Source organism: Nocardia farcinica, from assembly GCF_029867845.1.
GTDB lineage: Bacteria > Actinomycetota > Actinomycetes > Mycobacteriales > Mycobacteriaceae > Nocardia > Nocardia farcinica_A.
The window spans coordinates 1-11,403 of record NZ_JARWRU010000509.1 but is presented as its reverse complement, the minus strand read 5'-3'; the positions used below and the strand labels follow the sequence as shown (position 1 = coordinate 11,403).

Genomic DNA, 11,403 nt, shown 5'->3' with positions numbered 1-11,403 from the left:
CACGTCCGCGTTCCCGAGGAGTGCCTGCCACCACGGCCCACGGGTTCCTCCTGGGCCGTGGCGGCAGCGCGGGGGTTGGGGGGGGTCACCGCCTATCGGGCGCTGGCCACCCGCGCCGCGCTCCGCGCGAACGAGTCACTCCTGATCGTCGGTGCCGGCGGTGGAGTCTCCACCATGGCGTCGGCCTTGGCGTCCGCCCTCGGCGCGCACACGGTCGTCACGGGGTCCACCCCGGAGAAGCTGGACCGCGCGCAGGAGGCGGGTGCTGTGGGCGGCGTGCTGCACACCGACCCCGAGTGGCCGGACCGTGCCCGGGAACTGTCTCCGAACGGCGCCGGTTTCGACGTCGTTCTGGATCCGGTCGGGCTGTGGGACAGGTCGGTGCGTGCGCTACGCCCCGGGGGCCGTCTGGTGGTGCTCGGCGCGAATGTGGCGGAGTACGCGCGTATGGATGTGCGGTCGTTCTTCTTCGGTCAGTACAGCCTGCTCGGCACGACGATGGGTGGGCCGGAGGATTTCCGGGGGCTGCTCGAACTGGTGGCAGGCGGGGCGGTGGCGCCGCCTGCGATCGCGGCGACCTTCCCGCTGGACGAGGCGGCCGAGGCTCATCGTCTGCTGGAGGCGGGCGGAGAGTTCGGGAAGATCGTGCTGTGTCCTTGATCGAAGAACGAAGCGCCACATAGAGAGAAAGACAGACAATGATCACCGAACCCAGAGATCTGCTCGAATACGCCGTCGAGTGGGCGCCTTTCGGCGGCGGGCAGGAGGACATCCTGGTGAGATTCGGGCTGACGATCGACGAGTACCACCGACGGATCTCGGAGATCATCGACAGTCCGGTGGCGGACACACTGGCCAACCACATCCGGAACACGATCCGCCGGCAATGCTCGACTCGACGTGACCCCAGGCGATTTCGGGTGTAGCAGCCTGTGGCCCCGAGGGGTGGTCAGGAGGCCCGTCGTCGCCAGTCGATGCCGAGCGTCGAGATGGCTACGAACCATCCGGCCGATCCGGGTAGGGCCCTGCCTGCGGAATGGGCAGGCAAGGCCACAGACGCACCCTGAGAACAGGTCAGCCGGCGCGGAGGAACTCCGCCACGAGCGCGGTACATTCCGCGGCGCGTTCGATCTGGGTCCAGTGCCCACAGCGGGTGAAGACGTGCAGGTCCGCGTTCGGCAGAATCCGGCAACACAACTCCGGAAAAGCCGGGGAAGACCAAAGTCTCCGGACACGCCGGGGATTCAGTTGGGAAAGTGTGTCGCGATTCTCGTGATTTCCGCGGTTTCCTTGCGAGTGAGCAGTGCACCCAATGGAGTGGCCATCACTTTCAGGACGCGGCGGTGGAAGTCTGCGGGGCCGATTCCGAACCGTATCAAGATTTCGCCGGCGGGCGGCCCGCCGTATGGATGCCATATCCGGGCGAACTCGAGGATTTCGCCGTCGTCGGCGGACATTGTCGGAACTTTCTGCGAGAGGGTGTGAGGTCGTGTTCCTGCGCCCCGGCCCCGGCGGTCGACGGCAGCGGTTCTCCGTGTCGCCGGATACGCGTCGGGGCCGGTGCAGCTGGTAGGGCTGGTACTCGACGGGGATACTCCGCACCCGCGTCGTACGCGGCGAGGCCGACGGAAGAGGTGGATGTCGGTCAGGTGAAGAGAAGTTCGAAGGGATCGAGGTCGTCGATCGCGGCCGCGTAGCGCTCGGTCATAGCCGCCACGACCTCCGCCGGCTGCATGACAGTCGGGACACACATCCAGGCGAAGCCGTGCAGGATGTGCCTGCGATACTCGGCCCACGCCTCGTCGGCATCCACGGTCGGGCCGCCGGCAGCGGCAAGCGCGGCGGTGTAGTGCGCGAGCAGTTCGCGCTCGTGGGCGCGCCGATCCTCGACGGTCAGGGCCGAGCCGAGGAAGTAGGCGACGTCGTGCCCCCATGGCGCGAGGCAGGCGGTCTGCCAGTCCAGGAACGCCGGAGCTGCGCCCGGGAGGCGGTAGAGCTGCCCGAAGTGGGCGTCGCCGTGGTTGATCGTGTGCACAGCGGAGTCGTCGTGCTCCCACAAGGCGCGGAAGGCTCGGCGGATGCGCTCGTCGTCGCGCAGCCCCGGTGAAAGGTCGGGCACCTCGTCGCGGTTGATCAGAATGTGGAACTGCTCGGGGCTGAGCATCACGTCGAAGGCCCGCCGCGCCGCTTCCGCGCCGATCGGTAGCCAGGGGTACCGGCCCGGTGCGCTGCCGGTGAGCGGGCCGTGCCATCCCGCCATCACCTCGAGGGTCGCGGCGACGTCGTCGACGGACCAGAGCGTAGTCGGCACGGCGAACTCGGCGTTCTTGTCGTTGAGATCCTCGAGAACGACCACCCCCTGATCCTTCTCGGCGGCAGCGTAGAACGACGCTGGGTGCTCGGCCTGCAGGACCGGGGACAGGTCGCGGTAGAAGCAACCTTCCAGCTCGTAGGCGGGCCCGAGGCCGAATGCGCGGCTCCGCTCGTCGAAGCCGCCCTTGATGCAGAGCCGGTTCGGCAGCTGCGCCGGGTTGTTCCCGTAGTCCACGTCGACGAAGACCTTGGTCGCGGAGCCCCAGATGATCCCGGTCTGCGTCACGGAATTCACGGTCGTGCCCGGCTGGTCGAGGCTGAGTGCTTCCTGGAGCCACTGCGGCGATAGTTCGTCGATCGAACGCGGAAGGGCGATCGGAGAGAGAGTGTTCGAGGTCACCACAGGAACATACATCGTGTATAGACGTGGTGTCAATCACATTAGCTCAGGGCGGTTCGCTGAATCGCAGAGGGTGGCGAATCGGCAGCTACCGACGGTTGTCGCCGCATGGGATTCGCCGTCGTGGCGGTGGAACGGACGCTTCGTGGCGCCGTGTATCGAGTGCGCGGGAAGGCGCGCCGCACCGGTCCTGACCGTCACCGCAGCGCCGCCGCGGGAACAGCGAGTTCCATGGTCGATCGCGGCGGTGGTAACCGCGCGAAGGTGGTGCGCAGCGCGGTTCGACAGCAATGATCAGCCGCGCCGGAATTCCCGGTGCGAGTTCTACCGGAACGAGCGCACCGCGCCGCGCTCACAGCTCCGGGCACGACCGGCGGGCGGTCTCGGTGAGTTCGACCGAGAAGATGCCGATACGCCGATCATTCGGCATGCGGCGATCTGGACGTTGGTTGAGCGCGGCGTTCTCGCCGGCCTGAAGGTGGTGGGGGATCCGACATGGGCGATGGTGCATGCAGGCTTGTCCGCTCGGTGCCGCGCGACGCCCGCATGCCATCAGACTCCGTATACCGCGGTGACCAGCAGATCACCGAGGAAACCTGCGACATCGTCGATGTCCTGCAGGTGCGCTTCTCCTGCCAGGGAGCCCGCGATACTGCGTTCGATGGTCCACATCAGCACCGCGGCGAACTCCGCCGCCGGAGGGCCTTCGACGGCGAGTCCTGCCGCGCGATCGCTGTCGATGATGCGCTCGAGTGTGGCCGTCATCGTCGCGACGGTGTCCAGGTAGCGCCGGCGCAGTTCCGGTCGGCGCGGCCATTCGTGAATGGCGTTGCGCAGGACGCCGAGATCAGCCGGGTCGAGGTCGAGCCAGGTGTGAATGATGCCTCGAATGCTGTCGGCGTCGGTGCGGTCGGCGTCGGCGAGGTCGACGAATCCCTGCACGATCCGATCGGCGACGAACTGGAACAGTTCGATGAACGCGTCGTCCTTGTTGCCGAAATAGAAATAGAAGGTCGCGCGCGAGAGCTTCGACCGGTCGAGAATCTTCGCGACGCTCAACTGGTCGAGAGTCATCTCGCCCAGCAACTCGCTGGTGGCTCGGAGAATGGCTGCTTTGGTGTTGGCGTCACCACCGGGCGCTGCCGGCGCGGGCCGCTCCGGCACGGAGACGGCGGCCATCGGGCGCGGGGAGCTCTTCTTGCGTTTCCGGGCCCGCTTGGTCGGACGGCTGGGGCCGAAGATCCCGGCGAGGGTGAGTTCGGTGATCGCGGCGACCGCGGCGGCCGGATTCGGTATCCGGGGATCCAGGCCGCGTTGCCCTACATAGAAGCTCCGCTCGTAGCCGCAGACCAGGACTGTGGCCACCGTCTCCGCGGGTGCTCCGGCGGGAGCGCGGCCGGCTGCCCGTTCGTGCTCGACCTGCTCGGCGATCGCGGATACGAAACGCTGCAGCATGACATTCCAGGCCGCTCCGAGTGCGGGGTGGCTGTGCATGTTCTCGACCACCGCGCAGATCAGCGGACCGTGCGCCGACCACATCCCGATGGTGCGCTGCAGGTTCTCGTCGAGCGCCCGCTGCCGGGAACGGCCCAGCTCGGAGTTCCAGGGACCTTCGGCGGTATAGGTGTCGGCGAGCAGGCGCGACACCATCGCCACCACGACGTCGAATTTCGACGCGAAGTAGTGATAGAAGTTCGCCCGGGAGAGTTTGGCTTGCTGGATGATCTGAGCCACGGTCAGATCGTGCAGCGAGGTGTCGTGTAGCAGTTCTTCGGTGGCCGCGAACACCGCGAGTTCCGCGGCGGCCCCGCCGTCATGGGCTCGGGGGCGTTGGCGTGCTAACGATTCGCTGTCCACCTCATTAACCTTAAGTGATGTCTGGACATGATGACCGGTCGGCATGTATGTCCTGCTCTGCGAGCCGTGTTGGGTACCCGGGCGGGTGAGTCGGCAAGCGGTTCCTCACCCGCCCGGAGTCCGGGGATGCCGTCACGCCGGGCGCGTGGCGGTTCGGTAGATGTCCTCGATCACCTCGGCGTACTTGCTCGCGACTCCGCGGCGTCGCAGCTTCATCGTCGGAGTGAGTTCCTCCGAGTCGGGGAGCCACTCGGTGTCGAGCAAGCGATATGCCTTGATCTGTTCGACACGGGACAACCGGGCGTTCGCTTGCTCCACCGCCTCGTCGATGGCGGCGCGCAGCCGCGAGTCCGCCACCAGTGCGCCCAGCGAGGCATCCGCGATGCCGTGCTCCTCGGCGAAGATCCGCGCGGAGTCGGCGTCGAGCACGATGAGCGCGACATTGAACGGTCTGCGATCGCCGATGACGCACACCTGGCCGATCAGCGGCGAGGCGCTCTTGAGCGCGCTCTCGATGTTGACCGGCGACATGTTCTTGCCGGCCGCGTTGATGATCAATTCCTTCTTCCTGTCGACGATGCGGACCCAGCCGTCCTCGTCGATGACCGCGATATCCCCGGTGTGCAGCCAACCCTGCGGGTCGATCGCCTCGGCGGTGCGCACCGGGTCCTTGCGGTACCCGCGCATCACGTGCGGTCCGCGCAGCAGGAGTTCACCGTCCGCCGCGAGCACGGCCTCGGTGCCGGGCTGGGCCAGGCCGACCTTGCCGATCCGGATGTCGGTGGTCAGGTTCGTGAAGCCGAGCGCCCCGGTCTCGGACATGCCGAAGCCTTCTTGCAAGGGCAATCCGACCGCGAGGAAGAACTCGTGAACCGTGGGCGCGATGGGTGCGGCGCCGGTCATCAGCAGGGCGACCCGGTCGAACCCGAGTTGTGTCCGCAGCGGTCGGAAGATCCGCTCCTCGGCGGCGGCGACCCGTGTGGCGAGTTCGGCTGGGATCTCGGCGCGTTCCTGCGTGAGCCGCACGGCGGCGACAGCCGCGTCCACGGCCGCCGTGGTCGCCGCCCGCTGTTCCTCGGGGAGGGCGCTGAAGCGGGTCAGCAGCGCCCCGCGCAGTTTCTCCCAGATGCGCGGCACACCGAGGAACCAGGAGGGCCGGGCCTCGGCGACCGCGGCGAACACCGCCGCGCCATCGCGGACGGTGGTGATCGGCCAGCCGGTGACGGTCGCCAGGTAGTGCGAGAAGACCCGGTCCGCGGCGTGCGCGGTCGGCAGGTAGGAGATCGCTGCCCCGTCGGCGTCGAAGGGGAAGCGGATGTTGCAGGAGTGCATGACGAACATCAGGTTCGCGTGGGTGAGCTCGACGCCCTTCGGTGCCCCTGTGGTGCCCGAGGTGTAGATCAGCGTGCCGATATCGGTGGGCCGCACCGCTTGCCACGTCCGGGCGAAATCGAAACCGGCGAGCCGGCGCCGCCGCAGCTCGGTCAGCGAGAGCACCTCGGCGTCGTTGACGGTTCCCGACCGCTCGGCGTCGCTGACCACCACGTGCTTCAGCAACGGCGTGCTGGTGCGAGCGATGACGTCGAGGAAGCGCTCCTCGGCGACCAGGACGCTGTTGCCCGCGTTGTCGAAAAGGTAGGCGATCTGCTCGGGCGAGGAGGTGAGGTAGATGGAGAAGGGGGTGGCGCCCAGATGCAGCGCCGCCATGTCGACGATGTGGAATTCGGGGCTGTTCGACAGCATGATCGCCACCGTGTCGCCGCGCCCGACGCCGAGCGCGGCGAGGCCGGTAGCGACTTCCTCGACGGCGGTCGCGTAGTCGAGCCAGCTCAGCGTCCGGTTCTCGCCGTGCGCGACGAGTGCGGCGCGATCGCCGCGCGCGGCCACGGTGGCCTGGAACGCCTGTGGCAGGGTGGCGGCGGAAATGCCGGGCGCCGCGCCCGGAGTGGCGGTCTCTACCAGTTCGGACATGACTTCCTCACATCATCGGGTGGGAGTTGCCGCGACGGCGGCGTCGCGGTGGGTGATCTCGAAGTCCGCCAGCCGCGGCTCGTGGACCCGCTTCCAGTAGTCGACGTAGCGCCACGGGCTGTTGGTGACGATGCGGCCGCGACTGTTGCGGTAGTACGTGGTGGTTCCGCCGAAGTCCCAGACCGTCTGTGCCAGCGCCTCGTCCAGCTCGCGGTTGTAGGCGTCGTGGACCTCCTGACGCACTTCCATCGCCGCCCACCCGTTGTCGATCAACGCGGCGATCGCGGCGCTGACGTACTGCACCTGCATTTCGGTACCGGCGATGACGGTGCCGCCGTGGCCGGTGTTGGTGTTCGGACCGTACAAACAGAAGAAGTTGGGGAAGCCCGGCACGGTGATGCCCAGGTGCGCCCTGCCGTCGCCCTCCCCCCACACCTCGCGGAGGACCCGCCCGTCCCTGCCCTCGACCCGGTACGAGGCCAGGACGTTCACGGCGTCGAAACCTGTTGCGAGAACGATGATATCGACGTTGTGATCATGCCCGTCCGCGGTGCGGATGCCGTCGGCGGTGATGGTGTCGATGGGCTCGGTCACCAGCTCCACGTCGTCCCGGCGGAGCGTGCGGAACCAGCCGCAGTCGATGAGCATCCGCTTGCCGTAGGGCGGGTAGTCCGGCACGCTCTTCGCGATCAGATCGGGCCTTCCGTCGAGTTCGCGCTCGATGTAGGCGGTCAGCGCGGCGCGCAGCCGGTCGTTGCTCTTGTTGACCGCCCGGCCGAGGTCGGGGTACTCCGGGTCCACCTGCAGCAGGCCCCACACCTTGTCACCCATCCGCCAGAACAGCCGGGCCCGGTACCAGGCGAGGTAGAACGGCACGTGCTCGCAGAGGAACCGGAAGGAGGCCGGTACCTCGCGGTCCTTGTTCGGATGCGGCGTGGCCCACTGCGCGGTGCGCTGGAAGACGGTGACCTGCGCCGCGACCCCGGCCGCGGCGGGCACGACTTGCATGGCGCTGGCGCCGGTGCCGATCACCGCGACGCGCTTGCCGGTGAGCTCGATGGTGGGATCCCACCGCGCGGTGTGCACCGCGGGCCCGCGGAAATCGGCGAGGCCGGGAAGATCGGGCACGCTCGGCTGGTTCAGGAGGCCGACCGCACTGACGACGACGTCGGCGGTGAGCGTCTCGGCGGCGCCTGATCCATCCGCGGGCCGGACCGTGACATTCCATCGCGCGGCGGCCTCGTCGTACACGGCGGCGTCGACCCGGGTGCCGAACCGGATGTGCTCCCGGACGCCGTGACGATCGGCGAGATCCCGCCAGTAGCGCGCCAGCTCCTCCTGGGGCGCGAAATAGGTGGACCAGTCGGGGTTCGGGTCGAACGACAGCGCGTAGAGGTGGCTCGGGGTGTCGACGCCGCAGCCGGGGTAGACGTTCTCGTGCCAGGTGCCGCCTACCTCGTCGTTCTTGTCCACCACGACCTAGTCGACGCCGGCCTGACCCCGGCGTACCGCCATGGCGAGCCCGGACACGCCCGCACCGATGATCAGCACGCGGAAGCCGGGCTCGACCGGCGTCCGCGGTGCACTGTATCGGGGGAAGATGCCCATCTCCTCGCCGAGCAGCGTGCCGTACTCGGCGGGGATCGAGTCGGCGAGCATCACCGACAGCACCCGGCTCAGCCGCTCGGGGGCGGGCGGGAGGTCAGGGAACGAGCCGGTGCCGTCCCGCCAGGCGCGCAGGATGGCGGCGGCCTCGGAGCGGATGCGCTGCTGCAGCTCGTCTGTGAAGCCGCCGGTGTCGTGATCCCCGAGATCGCGCGGAGCCGTCGGCAGGTAGGGAGCTTCGATCCAGCGGTCCTCGCCGGTCAGCAGGGCGAGCGCGCCCAGCAACACCGGCAGGTTGGCGTCGGCGAGTGCGTCGGCGAGCTCGTCATCGGTGAAATCGGCTGTCGGCCGGAAACTGCCGGCCGGTGATGCTCCCCAGTCGGAAGGGAGGAAAGGAGGAAGCGACTGCGACATGGCGAGACCATACAAGTTGTTCAGACGTGGTGTCAATCACTGGCCGCCGCCCGTCGGAGCGTCGTGATCGGGTCGATCGCACTTTTCATACACAATGTATGGATAACATGTATTGTCGCCGGTGTGACCACTACTGAGCGTCGCTCCCGCAACGGGGCGATCTACGAAACCGAGCACGAGAGCTTCCGGGCGAGTTTCCGCGCCTTCCTCGAATCCCGGGTGGTGCCGAACTACTCCCGGTGGGAGAAGGACGGCATCATTCCGCGCGAGGTGTTCGCCGAGGCGGGCAGCCACGGCTTCCTCGGAATGGCGATCGACGAGGAGTTCGGCGGCGGCGGCGTGGACGATTTCCGCTTCAACGCCGTGATCGCCGAGGAGGTATCGCGCGCGGGCGTCATGTCGTTCGGTGTCAACCTGCACAACGACATCTGCGTGCCGTACTTCCTGCGCTATGCCGATAATGATCAGCGCAAGCGCTGGTTGCCCGGTCTCGCCACCGGTCGGCTCATCGCCGCGATCGCGATGACCGAGCCGGGGACCGGCTCGGACCTCGCCGGAATCGAGACCACCGCGACTCGCGACGGCGATCATTTCGTCGTCAACGGCGCGAAGACCTTCATATCCAACGGCATGAACGCCGACCTGGTGATAGTCGCCGTTCGGACCGACAAGGGCGCGAACAGGCACGGCGGACTTTCGTTGATCGTGGTGGAACGCGATACTCCCGGATTCAGCCGCGGCCGCAACCTCGAGAAGATCGGGATGCACGCCCAGGACACCGCCGAATTGTTCTTCGACAACGCGCGAGTGCCGGCGGCCAATCTGCTGGGCGAACTCGGCGGGGGCTTCGGCGCGCTCGTGTCGAATCTGCCGCAGGAGCGGCTGACGATCGCCGTGGCGAGCACGGCGGCCGCTGCGCGTGCGATCGAGTACGCGAGCGAATACGTACGGGAACGCACCGCATTCGGCAAGCCACTGGCGAACTACCAGAACACCCGATTCACTCTGGCCGAGGCGCACACCCGCACCGAGGTGCTGCGTGCCTTCGTCCTGGATTGTCTGCGGGAGCATGTCGCGGGCGAACTCGGCGCCGATCGAGCGGCGATGGCGAAGTTCGCGGCGACGGAGACACAGGGCCGGGTCGTGGACGCCTGCCTGCAGCTGTTCGGCGGCTACGGCTACATGGCGGAGTACCCGATCGCGCGGGCGTACGCCGATGCCCGGGTCCAGCGGATCTATGGCGGGACCAGCGAGATCATGAAGGAGATCATCGGGAAAGCGATGGGAATCTGACATGCGCCGCACGCTTTTCGCAGACGAACACGAGCAGTTCCGCGCCGCGGTCCGCAGTTTTCTCGAGAAGAACGCGGTCCCGCACACCGCCGAGTGGGAGGCCGCGGGCCAGGTCGACCGAGGCTTCTGGAAGGCCGCGGCGGCGCAGGGGCTGGTCGGTTTCGCCGCCCCCGAGCAATTCGGTGGCGCCGGATTACGGGATTTCCGGTTCAACGCGGTGCTGAACGAAGAGGTGGTGCGCACCGGAACCGTCGGCGACGGTTTCTCGCTGACCAACGACATCGTGCTGCCGTACTACCTCGACATCGCCTCGCCGGAGCAGCAGCAGCGCTGGCTTCCCGGCATCGTCTCCGGTGAGACGGCGATCGCGATCGCCATGTCCGAGCCCGGCACCGGTTCGGATCTGCGCGCCATCAAGACCACTGCGGTCCGGGAGAGCGGTGGGTGGCGGGTGAACGGCGCCAAGACCTTCGTCACCCGGGGCATCCAAGCCGATCTGATCATCGTCGCCGCCCGCATCCCGGAGACCGACGGCGGAGGCTTCGGCCTGTTCGTCGTCCCGGCAGACAGCGAGGGCTTCGAACGGGGCCGCAAACTCGACAAGATCGGGCGGCGGGCCCAGGACACCGCCGAATTGTTCTTCCGCGATGTCCGAGTTCCCGATGAGAACGCTCTCGGCGAGCCGGGCAAGGGCTTGCGCTACCTGATGGGCAATCTCGCGCAGGAGCGACTGTCGATGGCCGTGGTCGCGGTCGCCAACGCCGAGCACGCGGTGCAGACCGCGGTCGACTACGCCAAGGAACGCAAAGCCTTCGGACAGCCGATCGGCTCGTTCCAGGCCAATCGGTTCCGGCTGGCCGACCTGTCGACCCGGGTCGGCGTCGCACGCGTGTTCATCGACCGCTGTATCGAGGCGCAGAACAGCGGGGAACTGACCGCCGCCGAGGCAGCCGGTGCGAAGTTCTGGACCACCGAGCTCGAGTTCGAGGCGCTCGACACGTGCCTGCAGCTGCACGGCGGCTACGGCTACATGGAGGAGTACGAGGTCGCCCGCCGCTGGCGGGACGCTCGGGTGCAGCAGATCTACGGCGGCACCAACGAGATCATGCGGGAGATCGTCGGGCGCTCGCTCGGACTCTGACGGAGGTCGGGAGGTGGGAGCTCCCGCAATGCTCCCACCGATCACCGGCGCGGTTTCTGAAGCCCCGGTATCGGTACAGCTGCCAACCCCACCGGCAGCAGCCGTACCGATACCGGTCGAGGCCCATCACGGGGCCGGGCGGGCTGTTCCCGACGTCGTTGTCGGTGACACCCCCGCGACATCGTTGCCGCGGTACCGGCGCGGGGTTCAGTCGGCGACGACGCCGCTGTCGACGAGAGCGGAGACCTCGTCGTCGGTGTAGCCGAGATCGGCCAGTACCTGGCGGCTGTCCGCACCCGGGGACCGCCGCGGACGCGGCCTGGTCGGTGGGGGGGCGGGGGAGCGGGGGGGCGGCGCCCGGTGGGCCCCCCCCCCGCACACGACGCAGGGGCCCCCCGCCCCGGGGTGG

General features: G+C 68.0%; 10 protein-coding genes and 2 pseudogenes. 4 read left to right on the top strand and 8 right to left on the bottom strand.

What is annotated here, in order from left to right; genetic code table 11:
* Both QH283_RS11125 and QH283_RS11120 read left to right on the top strand, forming a co-directional pair.
* A partial coding sequence (locus QH283_RS11125) for a quinone oxidoreductase family protein (RefSeq protein ID WP_280502932.1) occupies positions 1 to 660 on the top strand: 660 nt, incomplete at its 5' end.
* 38 nt (positions 661 to 698) lie between these two features.
* Positions 699 to 926 (top strand): DUF3263 domain-containing protein, encoded by a 228-nt coding sequence (locus QH283_RS11120; protein ID WP_086845848.1) that lies wholly within the window; start codon positions 699 to 701, stop codon positions 924 to 926.
* A gap of 148 nt (positions 927 to 1,074) precedes the next feature.
* Here QH283_RS11120 and QH283_RS11115 read toward each other — a convergent pair.
* From QH283_RS11115 to QH283_RS11085, 7 genes and pseudogenes are all read right to left on the bottom strand, one after another.
* Positions 1,075 to 1,185, bottom strand: a pseudogene (locus tag QH283_RS11115) (alpha/beta fold hydrolase); the annotation flags it as partial.
* Between the two features lie 59 nt (positions 1,186 to 1,244).
* Positions 1,245 to 1,457, bottom strand: a complete 213-nt coding sequence (locus QH283_RS11110) for a hypothetical protein (protein ID WP_147296493.1) — start codon at positions 1,455 to 1,457, stop codon at positions 1,245 to 1,247.
* Between the two features lie 188 nt (positions 1,458 to 1,645).
* Positions 1,646 to 2,713 carry a phosphotransferase gene (locus tag QH283_RS11105; protein WP_280502931.1) on the bottom strand — a complete coding sequence of 356 codons (1,068 nt, stop codon included), beginning with the start codon at positions 2,711 to 2,713 and terminating at the stop codon, positions 1,646 to 1,648.
* 552 nt (positions 2,714 to 3,265) lie between these two features.
* A complete protein-coding gene (locus QH283_RS11100; RefSeq protein WP_258196539.1) occupies positions 3,266 to 4,570 on the bottom strand; it encodes a TetR/AcrR family transcriptional regulator in 1,305 nt (434 codons plus the stop codon).
* A gap of 132 nt (positions 4,571 to 4,702) precedes the next feature.
* Positions 4,703 to 6,541 carry an AMP-dependent synthetase/ligase gene (locus QH283_RS11095; RefSeq protein WP_086845841.1) on the bottom strand — a complete coding sequence of 613 codons (1,839 nt, stop codon included), beginning with the start codon at positions 6,539 to 6,541 and terminating at the stop codon, positions 4,703 to 4,705.
* 12 nt (positions 6,542 to 6,553) lie between these two features.
* Positions 6,554 to 8,014, bottom strand: coding sequence for a flavin-containing monooxygenase (locus tag QH283_RS11090; RefSeq protein ID WP_280502930.1), 1,461 nt, complete (start codon positions 8,012 to 8,014; stop codon positions 6,554 to 6,556).
* Between the two features lie 6 nt (positions 8,015 to 8,020).
* Positions 8,021 to 8,560 (bottom strand): hypothetical protein, encoded by a 540-nt coding sequence (locus QH283_RS11085; RefSeq protein ID WP_280502929.1) that lies wholly within the window; start codon positions 8,558 to 8,560, stop codon positions 8,021 to 8,023.
* Between the two features lie 123 nt (positions 8,561 to 8,683).
* On the opposite strand from QH283_RS11085, the gene QH283_RS11080 reads away from it, so the two are divergent.
* Positions 8,684 to 9,853 carry an acyl-CoA dehydrogenase family protein gene (locus tag QH283_RS11080; RefSeq protein WP_086845837.1) on the top strand — a complete coding sequence of 390 codons (1,170 nt, stop codon included), beginning with the start codon at positions 8,684 to 8,686 and terminating at the stop codon, positions 9,851 to 9,853.
* Between the two features lies 1 nt (position 9,854).
* Entirely contained in the window at positions 9,855 to 10,994 is a 1,140-nt protein-coding gene (locus QH283_RS11075; protein ID WP_086845835.1) for an acyl-CoA dehydrogenase family protein, read from the top strand.
* A gap of 207 nt (positions 10,995 to 11,201) precedes the next feature.
* On the opposite strand, the pseudogene QH283_RS11070 reads toward QH283_RS11075, so the two are convergent.
* A pseudogene (locus QH283_RS11070) lies at positions 11,202 to 11,403 on the bottom strand (CoA transferase); the annotation flags it as partial.